This is a genomic window from Erwinia oleae (genome assembly GCF_000770305.1).
Taxonomy (GTDB): domain Bacteria; phylum Pseudomonadota; class Gammaproteobacteria; order Enterobacterales; family Enterobacteriaceae; genus Erwinia; species Erwinia oleae.
On the sequence record NZ_JNVB01000024.1, the window covers coordinates 26,364 to 40,094 of the forward strand.

16 protein-coding genes are annotated in these 13,731 nt (G+C 62.2%); all 16 read right to left on the reverse strand.

The window, feature by feature from the left end; translation table 11 throughout:
- Positions 1 to 113: 113 nt before the first annotated feature.
- From GS12_RS09730 to GS12_RS09805, 16 genes are read right to left on the reverse strand one after another with little or no spacing between them, the layout of a single operon-like run.
- The gene (locus GS12_RS09730; RefSeq protein WP_034946375.1) at positions 114 to 1,343 is read right to left on the reverse strand and encodes a beta-ketoacyl-ACP synthase; all 1,230 of its coding nucleotides are present in this window, start codon (positions 1,341 to 1,343) and stop codon (positions 114 to 116) included.
- Positions 1,343 to 2,074 carry a 3-ketoacyl-ACP reductase FabG2 gene (locus tag GS12_RS09735; RefSeq protein ID WP_034946379.1) on the reverse strand — a complete coding sequence of 244 codons (732 nt, stop codon included), beginning with the start codon at positions 2,072 to 2,074 and terminating at the stop codon, positions 1,343 to 1,345. Before GS12_RS09735 ends, GS12_RS09730 begins: the two co-directional genes overlap by 1 nt.
- Entirely contained in the window at positions 2,071 to 2,547 is a 477-nt protein-coding gene (locus tag GS12_RS09740; protein WP_034946382.1) for an ApeP family dehydratase, read from the reverse strand. Before GS12_RS09740 ends, GS12_RS09735 begins: the two co-directional genes overlap by 4 nt.
- Positions 2,540 to 3,697 (reverse strand): beta-ketoacyl-[acyl-carrier-protein] synthase family protein, encoded by a 1,158-nt coding sequence (locus tag GS12_RS09745; RefSeq protein ID WP_034946385.1) that lies wholly within the window; start codon positions 3,695 to 3,697, stop codon positions 2,540 to 2,542. Before GS12_RS09745 ends, GS12_RS09740 begins: the two co-directional genes overlap by 8 nt.
- Complete coding sequence (locus GS12_RS09750; RefSeq protein WP_034946388.1) at positions 3,694 to 4,263, reverse strand: DUF3261 domain-containing protein; 570 nt, start codon at positions 4,261 to 4,263, stop codon at positions 3,694 to 3,696. The genes GS12_RS09745 and GS12_RS09750 overlap by 4 nt, the downstream gene beginning before the upstream one ends.
- On the reverse strand, positions 4,260 to 6,578 hold the full coding sequence (locus tag GS12_RS09755; RefSeq protein WP_034946390.1) for an MMPL family transporter: 2,319 nt from the start codon (positions 6,576 to 6,578) through the stop codon (positions 4,260 to 4,262). Before GS12_RS09755 ends, GS12_RS09750 begins: the two co-directional genes overlap by 4 nt.
- Positions 6,550 to 7,155, reverse strand: a complete 606-nt coding sequence (locus GS12_RS09760) for a LolA family protein (RefSeq protein ID WP_034946479.1) — start codon at positions 7,153 to 7,155, stop codon at positions 6,550 to 6,552. Before GS12_RS09760 ends, GS12_RS09755 begins: the two co-directional genes overlap by 29 nt.
- Complete coding sequence (locus GS12_RS09765) at positions 7,155 to 7,574, reverse strand: acyl-CoA thioesterase (protein ID WP_034946393.1); 420 nt, start codon at positions 7,572 to 7,574, stop codon at positions 7,155 to 7,157. The genes GS12_RS09760 and GS12_RS09765 overlap by 1 nt, the downstream gene beginning before the upstream one ends.
- A 2-nt stretch (positions 7,575 to 7,576) precedes the next feature.
- A complete protein-coding gene (locus tag GS12_RS09770) occupies positions 7,577 to 9,268 on the reverse strand; it encodes a glycosyltransferase family 2 protein (RefSeq protein ID WP_034946395.1) in 1,692 nt (563 codons plus the stop codon).
- Complete coding sequence (locus tag GS12_RS09775; RefSeq protein ID WP_034946398.1) at positions 9,259 to 9,609, reverse strand: 3-hydroxyacyl-ACP dehydratase FabZ family protein; 351 nt, start codon at positions 9,607 to 9,609, stop codon at positions 9,259 to 9,261. Before GS12_RS09775 ends, GS12_RS09770 begins: the two co-directional genes overlap by 10 nt.
- The gene (locus GS12_RS09780) at positions 9,596 to 10,930 is read right to left on the reverse strand and encodes an AMP-binding protein (RefSeq protein WP_052118416.1); all 1,335 of its coding nucleotides are present in this window, start codon (positions 10,928 to 10,930) and stop codon (positions 9,596 to 9,598) included. Before GS12_RS09780 ends, GS12_RS09775 begins: the two co-directional genes overlap by 14 nt.
- A 1-nt stretch (position 10,931) precedes the next feature.
- Positions 10,932 to 11,480, reverse strand: coding sequence for a COG4648 family protein (locus GS12_RS09785; protein WP_034946485.1), 549 nt, complete (start codon positions 11,478 to 11,480; stop codon positions 10,932 to 10,934).
- A gap of 20 nt (positions 11,481 to 11,500) precedes the next feature.
- The gene (locus tag GS12_RS09790; RefSeq protein ID WP_034913981.1) at positions 11,501 to 11,749 is read right to left on the reverse strand and encodes an acyl carrier protein; all 249 of its coding nucleotides are present in this window, start codon (positions 11,747 to 11,749) and stop codon (positions 11,501 to 11,503) included.
- A 22-nt stretch (positions 11,750 to 11,771) separates the two neighbouring features.
- The gene (locus GS12_RS09795) at positions 11,772 to 12,041 is read right to left on the reverse strand and encodes a phosphopantetheine-binding protein (RefSeq protein ID WP_034946401.1); all 270 of its coding nucleotides are present in this window, start codon (positions 12,039 to 12,041) and stop codon (positions 11,772 to 11,774) included.
- Positions 12,042 to 12,056: 15 nt separating this feature from the next.
- Entirely contained in the window at positions 12,057 to 12,842 is a 786-nt protein-coding gene (locus GS12_RS09800; protein ID WP_034913975.1) for a lysophospholipid acyltransferase family protein, read from the reverse strand.
- Positions 12,835 to 13,560 carry a beta-ketoacyl synthase chain length factor gene (locus GS12_RS09805; protein ID WP_034913973.1) on the reverse strand — a complete coding sequence of 242 codons (726 nt, stop codon included), beginning with the start codon at positions 13,558 to 13,560 and terminating at the stop codon, positions 12,835 to 12,837. The genes GS12_RS09800 and GS12_RS09805 overlap by 8 nt, the downstream gene beginning before the upstream one ends.
- Between the last annotated feature and the right edge of the window lie 171 nt (positions 13,561 to 13,731).

Here is a 13,731-nt window from a genome sequence, read left to right on the forward strand (position 1 = left end):
TTTGTTACCCTGATAATAATGCAATTGATAATAGTTTTTATTCGAATTGCGATTATCGTCAGAGTGTTTTTAATTGCAAGCAAAAATGACAACGAGTCATTTTGCTCGACCTCTCAGTCACGCCAGCGGCGGAAAATCAGTGAGGTATTGATACCGCCAAAGGCAAAATTGTTCGACTGAATGTAGTCGGTTTGCAGTACCCGCGGCTGATGCATGATGTAGTCGAGATCGCCGCAGTCGTCGGCCGGCTGGGTGAGGTTCAGGGTGGGCGCAAACCACCCTTCGCGCATCATTTCAATGCTCATCCACGCCTCCAGCGCACCGCAGGCGCCGAGCGTATGGCCGAAGTAGCTTTTCAGGGAGGAAATGGGCGTGCGGTTGCCAAACAACGCCGCCGTGGCAAGGCTTTCCGCCACGTCGCCGCGATCGGTCGCGGTGCCGTGCGCGCTGATATAGCCAATGTCCTGCGACGTCAGTCCGGCCATGCGTAACGCGCCTTCAATGCAAATCTGCATCGTCTCGCGCTGAGGCTGGGTGATGTGCGCAGCGTCGCAGTTGGTATAAAAGCCCACCACCTCTGCACAGATCGTTGCGCCGCGCGCGCGGGCATGCTCAAGCTCTTCCAGAATCAATGTGCCGGCCCCCTCGCCGATCACCAGACCGTCGCGGTTTTTGTCAAACGGCGAAGGCGTGCTCTCTGGCGCATCGTTACGCTGGCTGGTGGCAAACAGCGTGTCGAAAACGGCGGCTTCGGAGGGGCACAGCTCTTCCGCGCCGCCCGCCACCATCACGGTCTGATAACCATGGCGGATCGCTTCCCAGGCATAACCAATCGCCTGGCTGCCGGAGGTACAGGCGCTGGAGGTGGGGATCACCCGACCGCGCAGGCCAAAAAACAGCCCGGCGTTCACCGCTGCGGTGTGCGGCATCATCTGCACGTAGGTGGTGCCGGTAATATTATTGGTGTGCTTTTCGGTCAGCATGGTGGCGAATTCGCTGACCGGCCCGGTGCTGCCGGTTGACGATCCATAGGCGATGCCGGTTTCTCCGCCGGTAAGGACAGGATGCTCCAGCAGGCCTGCCTGGGCCAGCGCCAGTTCGGTGGCCCGCGTCGCCAGCAGCGAGACGCGGCCCATGGAACGGATGCGCTTGCGCGTATAGTGCTCAGGCAGAGTGAAATTCTCTACCGGCGCGCCAAGCAGCGTATTCAGTCCGTCGTAAACCTGCCATTCCGGCATTTTACGCACCGCGTTGCGTCCGGCGCGCAGCTTTTCGCTCACCTGTCCCCAGTCGTTGCCAAACGCGGTAACGCCCCCCATCCCGGTGACCACCACGCGCCGCATCACAGCATGCCTCCGTTGATGGAAATAACCTGTCGCGTGACGTAGCCCGCGATGTCCGACATCAGATAGCCTGCCAGTCCGGCCACTTCCTCCGCTTCGCCCATGCGCTTCATTGGGATCATGCGCATGGCCTCTTCCGCTGCGGCCGCCTCCATGTTGAGCATGCCGGTATCGATCAGTCCCGGCGCGATGCAGTTCACCGTGATCCTGCGCTTCGCCAGCTCAATCGCCAGCGCTTTCGTGGCGCCGATGATGCCTGCCTTGGCGGCGCTGTAGTTCACCTGCCCGCGATTGCCCATCAGGCCGGAAACGGAAGAGAGCGTGATGATCCTCCCGCCTTTGCGCAGGCCGATCATCGGCATGATGCAGGGCTGGATGACGTTGTAAAAGCCGTCGAGGTTGGTGCTGATGACGCTGTCCCAGTCCTCTTCGCTCAGCGCGGGAAACGCGCCGTCGCGGGCGATCCCGGCGTTGCTGACCACACCGTACCACGCGCCGTATTGCGCAATATGCGCCTCAAGACCTTCCCGGCAGGCTGCGCGATCGGCAATATCAAAACCGATACAGCGCGCCGTACCGCCCGCCTGTTCGATCAGCCCGCGCGTCTCTTCCGCGCCGGCCTCATCGCGATGATAATGCACGGTTATCTTAAAGCCGTCCGCCGCCAGCCGCAGCGCGATAGCCCGCCCGATGCCTTTACTACCGCCCGTCACCAAAACAGAACGCGTCATCCTTTTTTACCCTGTTGCAGAAGTTGTTGTAATTCGTTTTCGTCGGGCTGCCAGGTATTGAGCCTGCCGCTGGCCAGATGCTGCCCCTCAGCGTCGATCTCGCCCTCAAAGCTGCCGATTTTTTCATCGCGCATCAGCAAATGTACCGACACGGTGAGCATGGCGCCCGCCGGGAAAACAGCGCTGTCGCAGCGAAAGGCCCGCGCGCCAAGCAGCATACCCAGCGCGGGTTTGCCGCCGCCGTGCTGGCGATGGTGCCAGCCGGACCACACGCCAATGGTCTGGGCGATCATCTCCACGCCAAACCAGGCGGGAAGCGCGCCGTCCGCATCCAGGAACGGTGCCAGAACGCCATCTGGCGACACCGAAACCTGACAGGTTGCGCCTTCGTCGCTCACCGCCAGCACCCGCTCAAGCAGCACCATCGGCGTTTCATGCGGCAGATACTCCGCCGCCTTGTTAAATTCAGCCATCATGTTTCCCCAAAATCAAACAGGTGTTGTTACCGCCGAAGGCAAAGGAGTTGCTGAGAATGAACGGTCGCTGAAGCGGCTGCGGCGCAACCAGCAGGCCAAACGGCGCCAGCGTGTCGTCCGGATCGCGCACGCTGAAATCCTGCGGCGGCAGCGGCAGATCCTGCGTCAGCAGCAACCAGCACAGCGCAGCCTCGCAAATGCCCGCCGCGCCAAGCGTGTGCCCGGTCAGATGCTTGGTTGAGCTACAGGGCACGGCTTCACCAAAAATGGCGCGCACCACGTCGGCCTCAATGCGATCGTTGAGCGGCGTGGCGGTGCCATGCAGGTTAATGTAACCCAGCGCCTCCGGCGGTAAACGGGCCTGGCGAAGCGCCATATTGATGGCCTTAACAGCGCCTTCTCCCTGCGGATGCGGCGCCGACATGTGCCAGGCGTCCGACGATTCGCCCACGCCCAGCACCGCAATCTCCTGCGGCGTGCGCGTCAGCAGCATCAGCGCCGCGCCTTCGCCAATGGTGATGCCGTCTCGCCCTTTGCTGAACGGCGCACAGCGCAGCGGCGAGAGCGACTCCAGACTGTCAAAGCCGTTTATCGGCATGCGGCTCAGTGTATCCGCACCGCCGACGATAGCGACGTCCGCCAGCCCGGCCTCAATCAAACGTGCGCCGCTGATCAGCGCACGGGCGCTTGAGGAACAGGCGGTGGAGAGCGTATAGCAGGGGCCGTTCAGTCCAAGGTAATCGGCGACAAAGCGCGAGGGATCGCCCAGCTCCTGTTGAGCGTAGCGCCAGGTCGCGCGTGCTTCTGAGATATAGCAGTCCGCCTCATCCAGCCCGGAGGTGCTGGTGCCAAGCACCACCGCCACGCGATCTTCGCCATAAGCGGCTATCGCCTCGTCGATCTGCGGACGGATTTGCGCCAGCGCCGCCAGCAGCAGCTGATTGTTGCGGCTGTTGCTGGCGGCCAGCGCAGCGGGAACGGTCGGCAGATCCGCCGCTACCCGCCCGGTCCAGCACGGTTTCCCAGCCAGCAGCCAGCCGCTGTCGGCGCGCATGCCCGGCGCATTGCCGTGGCTGAGATTTTGCGCTATTTGCGCCATGTCGTTACCCAGCGCGTTAAGCATGGCGACGGCTGAAATGTAGATCATGGCGAATCCAGATCCTGAATAGTGATGTGATAGCCAAAGACAAACTGCTGAACAGAAACGGGCTCACGCGTTGCGCCGCGCTGCATGTAACGAATTTCCGTTACCGTTTTGCCGTTTTCATCGCGTAACAGGCGACGGTCGCCCTCATCAACCAGCGTCCAGCCTCCAGGCAATTGTGAACGCCAGGCGTCGATCGGCCAGTGGCTGAGCATGATATCAGCCAGCACCTGGCTGGCTGGCGGCAGCTCCGGCAGCACAACCGACTGTTCGCTCTGCACGCCGTGCCGATCGTAGCTGACCCTGAACAGACGAATGCCCAGCGCAGAGAGCCCTGCCAGCGTCAGACGCTGTCCGTCAGCGCTCAGCAGCACCATCAGCGACTGCTGTTTGCCTTTGAAGGTGCCGGTCAGCAACTGTTGACGACTGAATGGCGGGTCGATATCCGGCGCGGGCAGCGTTACGCGCACGCCCGGCTTCAGCCAGGCCTGCGGACGGGTACTTTCCTGCTTTCCGGCGCAACCGGCCAGCAGCAGCATGGCCAGTGCGGCCAGGGCAACGATCCTCATCTCTTTTTCCTTGTCGTCGGCATCGCCAGCGGCGCAAGCAGGAAGGCGGTAAAAATGCCGCTACAAAGCACAATACCAAAACTGGCGATGGCCTGGGTGCTGCTGAATACCAGCATGCCAAGCGTCAGCAGCGCGACGGTCATCGCCAGCGTCACCGCCAGTAAGGTGGTTATCGGCGTGCCGCGTGGATTACTGAAGAACAGCGTGTAATTAATACCGATGCCCAGCACCAGCACCAGCGCAAGCAGCGAAAACAGGTTCAGCGCATGGCCGCTCAGCGCCAGCGCCGCCAGGCCGCCGCCCAGCGACAGCAGCGAAGGCAGAAACGCCCGCACGCCCTGACGCAGGCCGAGCCGTATGATAAAGCTTAACGCAATCGCCAGCAGCGCCGCGCCCAGCAGCCAGCTCATCAGCCCCCGGTAAAAGGCAAACAGTTGGTCAAAAGTCGCTTTACGATCGATCCAACTGACGCCGGGGAGCGATGCCGCCAGTGATTTCATCGCCTGAGGATTTTTTACCTCTTCAACCGGCACCAGCACCGCGCTGCGGCCATCGCTGAGCGACATCCACAGCAGCCGCCAGCCTTCGCTGTTGGGGCTGGCGAGCCATGCCTCCGGCGTCAGCGTCATTGAAGAGAGATCCGCATCGCTTACCGTGACGCCCGCGTCACGCAGGCGACTCATCACCGTGGGCGCCGCCTGCTTCAGCAGCCGCAGGTCATTGGCCTGCTGCGCCTGCGATAAGAGCGGCAGCAGGCGATAATGCGCCACCCAGCCCTTTTCGCGCGCGGCGGCAAGCTGCGGCGCCAGCGCCTCAACACGTTCCAGCGTTTGCTGCGCGCTGTCGCCCCACACCGCCAGCCAGGTTTGATCTGCGCGCTGCCCGGTCAGTGCCGCGATCTGCTTCTCCTGCGCCAGCAGCGCGGGCGGGGGCGCTTGCAGTTGCGCAATATCATCATCAATGCGTAGCTGCATCAGGCCGGCGGCGGAGATGGCTGCCACCAGCAGCGGCAGCCCGACACGCAGCCATCGACGGCGACGCCAGCCGCTTAACCAGCGCCCCATCACCGCCAGCAGAGGCACCGGCCTGACCGGCAGCCCTTTTACCAGCAGCGGATACCAGCAGATAACCGTCAGGCACGAGGCCGAAAGCCCCGCCGCCGCAAACACGGCCAGCTGGCGAATGCCGGGAAACGGCGCCAGCATCATAATCAGATACGCAATGGCCGCCGTAGCCAGCGCCATCAATAAGGCGCGGATCACTTTGCGCAGGCTTTGCAACGGCGTGGCGTCAGCGCCGTGGATCATCCGCTCGGTCAGGTAATAGAGCGTGTAGTCCGCCGAAATGCCGACGATGCTCATGCTCATCACCAGCGTCATCAGGTGAAGCTCGCCAAAGCAGAGCAGCGTGACCACGGTGCCCGCCAGCGCGCCGATACTGACCGAAACGGCGCACAGCACCAGCGGTCGCGGCGAGCGGAACACGGCGAAGATCAGCAGCAGCACGCCGCAAACGGTCGCCGCGCCCAGCGTGGAAATATCGTGTTTCGCCTGCTGGCTGGCGTAATCGCTGAAAAAAACCGTACCGCGCGACAACAGCTGTGCGTCAGGGTAGCGCGCGATCAGCGCCGTTTTCAACGCCGCCATCTGTTCAACCAGCGCGTGGCTCTGCTGCATATCAAACGAATTGCCGTTAAGCTCGCCGTGCAGGAAATACCAGACGCGGCCCTGCGCATCGGTAGTGGTCAGCCAGCCGTCGCTGAGGCCAAGGCGGCCGCCGTTTTGCTGCATCGCCAGCTGCGCGCCGCGCACCAGCAGCAGCGGATCGTGATTCAGCTCCTGCGCGCCGACGCCCGCGAAAGCGGAATAGAGCTGCGCCAGCACCCAGTCGGCCTGCGCTGTACCGTCGTGTTGCAGCCTGGCGCGCGTCGCCGCATCCAGCATGGCATTGCGGTGCTGCCAGGCGAATTTTCCCCATGTCTGCTGCTGCTCCGCCGTCATCGGCCCCTTGATCCCTGTTAATGCGGGCAGCGCCATCAGCCGCTGCTGCCACCACTGCGCCACGCTCGCATCCGCCTGCCTGCCGGGACTGACCAGCCACACCATCTGGCGATCCAGACGCTGCATAAAGCCCTGTTGCAGCGCGGCGGGCATCTCACCCATCGCCTGCTGCGGCAGCAGAGCCAGCACGCTACTGTTTACTGCGGCGCGCGGCAGCATCACCGCCAGCGCCGCCGCCATCAGCAGACAGAGCGTCAGCCAGCCGAGCGCAAGGCGCTTGTGCGGTTCAGAAAACAAAGCGTTGCCGCTCTTCATCGGTGAGCGTTTCCGGCGTCGCGCGCTGGTTGCTGAGCAGGATCAGCGTGTTATCGCCCTGCCGATCCCGCAGTTGAATCGTCTCAAGCCAGGTCGCGCCGGTCAGCGTCAGCGAGGTAAACAGCTTGTCCAGCGGCGAAGTTTTCGGCGTCAGCGCCAGCCGCCACTTCTCCTGCCCTTCATCCTGAAAATCGAGCCGGAAGTTCTGCTCCAGCACCTCTCTGTCGGCCTGAAACAGCGCGCGCAGCAGATGATTAAACTGGAACATCTGCGGATTGCTCTCTTTAGTGACGATCTGCGGCGTCTGGCCGTTCATGACCTGTACCATGCGCGTGTCGTCGAGCACCAGCGTCATCGGGAAAGGCTTCGCCTGATGCCACCACAGGCCGTTGTCGCGCGCGATAAGCAGCTCACCGCTGGATTTCAGCGGCTGCGTCATGCCGTTGATCTCGCGGATCTGGCTGAAGTTTGCCCGCACCACCGGCTGGCCGGCGAAACGTTGCTGAAGTGCCTCCAGCGTCACCGCTGGCGCAGCGGCGCTGAACAGCAGCAGCGCGGCAAAAACAACTCTGAACATCATGCCACTCCCAGTCGTTCAAACAGGATGGGCGGAGAGACAAAGCTCAGCGCCTGGCTGTTTTCCTCTACCGCCACCTGGATGGTATAGCCGCTGGTGGTGCGCTGTCCGCTCGCCGCGTCAAAGATCTGATAACCAATACGAAGTCGGTTTTCATACTCTTCCAGCGTCGCCCGTACCCGAATGGCCTGCTCGAAGGTCAACGGCGCACGGTATTTCACCCGCGTATCCACCACGGGCCACAGGTAGCCGGAAGCTTTCATTTCCCGATAGCCGTAGTTAAAGCTTGCCAGCAGCGCCTCGCGGGCAATCTCAAAATAGCGAAAATAGTTGCCATGCCAGACAACGCCCATCGCATCCACATCGTGAAACGGAATGCTCAGTTCAACGTCAACGGTAAAACGCGCATCGTTTAACACTGTTACTCCTTATTTTCCGTGCGGGATTGGTCCGGCAACTGCCAGAAATCGAAAAAGTTAAACCAGTCGAGCGGCGCAAGGTAAGCATGCGCGGCCAGCCGGGACGCATAGCGATCCACCGTCTCCTGCAACGCCTGCTCGCGGCTGGCGCGGGGCAGCAGGAGCGGATCGGCAAAGTGTTCGCAGTGCAGCCGCAGTTTGCCCTGCTGGCGGATGGCGAACATCAGCAGCACCGGGCAGCGCAGCGCCGCCGCCAGCACAAACGGCCCCTGCGGGAAAGGCGCAGGCCGCCCTAAAAAATTGCTCCAGCAAACCCGCCGCACGCCGCCGCGCTGGCGATTCACCGCGGTGCGATCGCCGACGATGGCCACCCACTCCCCGGCGTCGAGCTTCTGCTTCAGCAGGATGGCGGTGTCCGGCCCGATCGACGACACCGGGATTACATGCTCGCTGGCCTCGGGAGCGATTTCGTCCATCACCTGACGGAAACGCTGCGCGTTATCGGTAAAGACCAGCGCATTGATAACCAGCCCGCTGACCTGCTGCGCCAGCGCCCGACAGGCTTCAATATCACCCAGGTGCGAGGCGAGGATCAGCCGACCGCCGGGCGCTTGCAGCAGCGCTTCAGCGCCCGGCGCGAAATCGATCTCTTTTCCCCAGCGCAGATCGCCGCGCCAGCTGGCAATCTTTTCAATCATCGCATCGCCAAAACGCAGGAAGTGGCGAAAACTGTTGAGGCGGCCGGGCAGCGCAATCTGCTGCGCCGCCGCATGCTGCTGTATGGTTTTCAGCCACTGCCGCGACGCCTGCCGCTGCTCGCCGCCGCTCAGCCAGTAAAAACCGGTGACCGGCCAGAGGAACAGCGTAAAGACGCGGCGTCCTGCCAGGCGGTAAATCCACAGCATAAACTTCATGCCAGCCAGCCCGCGACGCTCTTCAACGCCCGCCCAGTGCGTGCCGCGCCGCTTTTTAAGCAGCGCGGGAATGCGCGGCAGCATGCCGAAAAACAGCCGCGTGTGCATCCACGAAATACGCAGGTTATCGCGGAGCGCATCGAAATGCGAAAGGCCGTTCTGCGGATAGATGACGCGGGTAGCGATAAAGCGGCTGGGGGTGCCCGCCCAGTAAAGACGCACCATCACCTCGGTATCGAAGTCCATCCGCTGCCCCAGCGGATGCCGCGTCGCCAGCGCCAGCGTGGCGGGCAATGGATAGACGCGAAAACCGCACATGCTGTCTTTAATCGACAGCGACAGCGTCTCTATCCATACCCAAAAGTGGGTGACGTAGCGCCCGTACAGCCTGGATTTGGGAACTGAATCGTCATACAACGGCTGACCGGAAATCAGGCAGTCCGGATGCGCTTTGGCCTCCGCCAGCAGGCGCGGGCAGTCTTCGATCTGATGCTGGCCATCCGCATCCACCTGAAGCGCGTGGGTAAAGCCCGCCGCCGCCGCCGACTGCAATCCGCGCATCACCGCCGCGCCTTTTCCCTGGTTGCGCGGCAGGCGGATCAGCGTGACACGTTCATCACGCAGACTGTCCAATCGCGCGCGCGCAGGCGCGTCGCTGCCATCATCAATGATAAACACCGACAGCCCGAACGGCGAAAGCCTCTCCAGCACCTCCGCGATCGTTTCGCCATGGTTATAACAGGGGATCACCACGCAGGGGTTAAATTCAGTTAGCGACACAGGAGAATTTTCCCGCTGCTGGCGCGCTGCGGCGCGTCTGCGCCGGTTACCGCATACTCAAACAGCAACCGGTTGGTTTCAACCTGCCAGCGCAGCGTCAGGACAAGCGTCGCGCCAGGCAGCACCGGCTGCTGAAACTTGACGTTTTCTATGGCGCTGAAGCGGTACGCCGGCGCCAGCAGCGCCGTGCCGTAGTGCATCACCCAGTCGATCTGAGCCACGCCGGGCAGGATCGGCTGAGTGGGAAAATGGCCGCGAAACCAGAAGAGACAGGGATCGGCGCGCAGCGTGAGCTCGGCGGAATTCTCTTCCCGCTGGCGGGAGAGTTCAACGGGCAGCATAAAATAACTCCTGTATTTGCGGCCAGGCACGTTTGCTCTGACTGTTTTGTGGAATTGATTCCACCACCCGCCAGTAGCGCGGCATGGCAACCGGTTCCAGCCAGCGGTGCAGCGCCTGCCGCCACTGCTGGCGAAGGCTGAGTAACTGCCGCGCGGTGACCTCGCTGTCCAGCACCAGCACCACGCCGACGCCGCAGCGTTCAGGCCGCGTGATCACCAGCGCGGCGGCGTCCACCACGCCCGGCAGCGCCAGCAGGCGGCGTTCGATTTCGCTCAGCGACACGCGCTTGTCCTCAATTTTAACAATTCTGTCGTGACGACCGCAAAGCCGGAAGCCATCGGTGCTGAACCGGAGTTTATCATTCAGCAGCAGCCCGCCGGACTGCGGGATCAGCGGCGAACGTACCCGCCAGTTTTGGCGTGCGTCCTGCGAGAAGGCGACGCCGTCGAACGGCTGCCAGGGTTGCCCTTCATGGACAAAGCGCCGCGTCGCCAGCACGCCGGTTTCCGTGCTGCCGTATATTTCATCCACGGGCTGACCGAACCACTGCCCCGCCGCCTGCGCATGCTCCCAGGCCAGCGTGCCGCCTGCCGAGACGATGAGCTGACACGCGGGCGGGCGCAGCGAACGATCCAGACGACGCAAAAAGGCCGGGCTGCTGATAAAGACGTAGCGCTGATGAGCGTCCTGCGCGGCGAGCTGTTCGCTGTAAAGCACTTGGCGGCTGTCGAAGGGAATGCCGCAGGCCAGCGGCAGAATAATGCGAAAGGTCAGCCCGTAAAGATGCTGATGGCTGACCGAGGCGATCACGGTGGCGTCCTGCAACTGCGGCGACCAGCGTCTGGCCAGCCAGTCGGCCTCCCTGTCGAGGCAGTGCAGCGGTTTGATCACCTGCTCCGGCCTGCCGGTGGAACCGGAGGTGAAGAGGATCACCGCCGCATCGGGCGCGATGGCGGGCAGCGGCGGCAGCGGCCCGTTTTCCGCCAGCGGAAGCGCCACCACCGGGCAGTCGAGCGCGAAATCAAGATCGGTCAGCACGCCGTCAAAATCATCGCGCTGCTCCTGTAGCAGCGCTTCGCGGCAGTGGCCGGGTATCACCGGGGTTTTTCCCGCGTGCAACGCGGCGAGCAGCGCCACGCTGAAGAGATAGCTGTCGTCGAAGCACAACGCCCAGCGCCGCTGCGGCTCCGCCATCAGCCGGTGGCCGAGGGTGACGATATGCCGCTGCCATTCCGCGCGCAGCAGGGTCTGGCCTCCCCGGCGGGCGACGATGCCTGCGTGCTGCCGGGTCAGCCAGGCGTTGATCGGCTGCGTCAGCATTTTATGCCCGCGCCCTGTGACGCTGGCGCAGCAGCCATTCTCCGGCCATCAGCGATCCCATCAGCAAATAACTGAACAGCCCGTTCCACCATGTCCACCAGCGAAGATCGTCTGCCAGGCAGGTCATCAACGCGACACCGCCGTTAACGATAAAAAACAGACACCATACCTGCGTCACGCGCCGCGTCCAGCGGATCGCCGCTGTCGGCAGCGCAGGCTCTTTCAGTCTGGCGATGCGCTCCACCAGCGGCATGTCGCTGAGCAATGACGCGGCGAAAAGCAGCAGCATCAGAGCGTTAACCACCACCGGATACCACATCAGCAGCTGGCCTTTATTCAGCAACAGGCTGACAAGGCTCAGACCGGCGCCCGTAGCGGCAAGCCAGCGTCCCACCCGCGCCCTTTCTCCGGCGCGCCCGCGCAGCGCCAGCAGGCGCAAAAGAAAGAGCACGATCGCCAGCGGCAACAGCCAGCGCCATGCGGGATGAGTGAGCGTGAACCAGACCAGCAGCGGCCAGGCGGCCATCAGCAGCGCATTCAGCAACGGCATCACAGGGTGCGCCACAGCGATCAGCCTTCGTGGATCAGCTGTTCGACGGCGTCGACCACGTCCTGCACGGTACGCACCGACTTAAAGATTTCAGGCCTGATTTTACGCCCGATGCGCTTTTGCAGATGAACCACCATATCAACGGCGTCGATGCTGTCCAGCTCGAGATCTTCATAAAGGCGGGACGTCGGCTTGATGTCACCGGCATCCAGCTCAAACAGTTTCACCAGCAGATCGGTGATTTCCTGGTAAATTTCATTCTTATCCATAACTTACTCGCGATAGTGTGGTTCAGGCGCCCGACGCCGGGCGCTGGGTCTGAATAAACGCCGCCAGCGACGCAACGGAGTAAAAATGCAGGCGCATCTCTTCGCTTTCGGCGGACAGTATCACACCGTAGCGATTTTTCACCGCCAGCCCCAGCTCCAGCGCATCAATTGAATCGAGCCCCAACCCGTCGCCGAACAGCGGGGCGCTGCTGTCGATATCGTCCACCGACAGCTCTTCCAGATTGAGCGTGTCGATAATCATCTGTTTTATTTCAAGCGATAACTCTTCCATACCTGTTCCGATTCTTTATTGATGCTCTGGCGTAAGCGCATGCTGCAAAAAGTGGGTCAGACGACGCGCGGCCAGCGGCAGCGCCTCCTCGTTTCCCACGGTAAAAGGCACGCTGTCGATACGATCGCGGACGCTGACCGTGAACAGCGGTTTTGCCGCCGGCACCTGATACCAGCGGCTCTGTTTATCAAGAAATTTTTGCGTACAGCGAATATGCACAATACGCAAATCGCAGCGACTACGCACGGCGATATTGGCCGCGCCGCGCTGAAGCTTCAGCGCCTCGCCGTAGCGGGTGCGGGTGCCTTCGGGAAAAATCAAAATGGCATCGCCGTTATCCAGCCGTCTGCGACAGTCCGGCAGCAGCGTCTCCGCCTGGCTGTTCACCAGGTAATCGGCGGCGCGGATCACCCCGCAGACAAACGGATTGCGTTGCAGCTCCGCCTTGACCAGACAGTCCACGTCCGGCATGACCGAAGCCAGCAGCACGTAATCAATCAGCGTAGGGTGGTTTGCGACCACCAGACATCGCCGGTCGGTTTTAAGTTGTTCAGCGCCGTCAATACGATAATCCAGCACGCCCAGCGCGCGCGTGGTGCGTAAAAAACAGCGGAAGCTGAAGGAGATGCCGCGCCGCGCCAGACGTCGGCGGCGATGCGGATCGCGCTGAACCAGCAACAGCACGTTAAAGCAGAGCGATAACAGCAGCCCGCCCAGCCCGAACAGCGTAAAGCAGACCAGGGTCATCAGCAGCCGCCAGCAGGCGTTGAGCCGTGCGGCAGATGCGCCTCTTTCATTCATAGCGACACGCCCACCGCCATATCAGCCGCTCGCCGTTAATCGTAAAAGCGGCAACGCGGGCCAGCCATGCATGCAGGAAGAGCAGACTTTGCGGCATAACGTCAGGCGCATTTACCGACGTCGCGCTCTGACAGCAGAGGTTATCGCCCTGCCCCAGCAGCAGCGCAACCGCATAAGGGCTGCGCATGGCGCCTGCGGGTAAATGCGGCTGATAGAATTCAGGGATGGCACCTTCAGAATCGACCAGAAGCACCTGTTGATATCCCGCCGAATGCAGTGCGGTGACCTCAACCAGCGCCTGCTGAAAGGTATCGGCGCCCGCCGAGAGCGACGTGCTCATTACCGGCGCGGCGGCGGCGATGGTCAGGCTGCCGACGGCGGAATTGTGCACCGACATGGCGAAATCCGTTGGCGAGAGGCTCTCCTGTCGTTGCAGCGCGGTCAGGATGCGCAGGTTTCGCTCAAGCTCTCCGTGACGGCTGCTGAACACCACGGCGTCGACGCGCTGGCGCTGCATGATCGCCAGGCCGCTGTCGACGGCAGCGCGACTGCCGCCGGTCAGGCGACGCGCCGTCATCATTGGCAGATAGCGCGCCTTCCCCATCGGCAGCGATGCATCCATCTGCAATGGTCGCGACGCCCACTGCTGCCAGTCGGTTGTTTCGCTGAGCCCTGGCGCGCTGGCCTGCCAGTCGAGAAGTGTAAAAGCTAATTTCATACGTCGATCTTCTTCAGAGAGCAAGCCGGGTTGGCTGCGTTCAGCGCTTCCCGTTTGACTCTGCTCCGGCGGCTGATAATACCGCCGCGATCAACGGTTCTCGCAGAGAGACAGCGTAAATACGTTGTCGGCGGGCCGACCCATATCTTTATATGCTGCCGCTCATTTTTA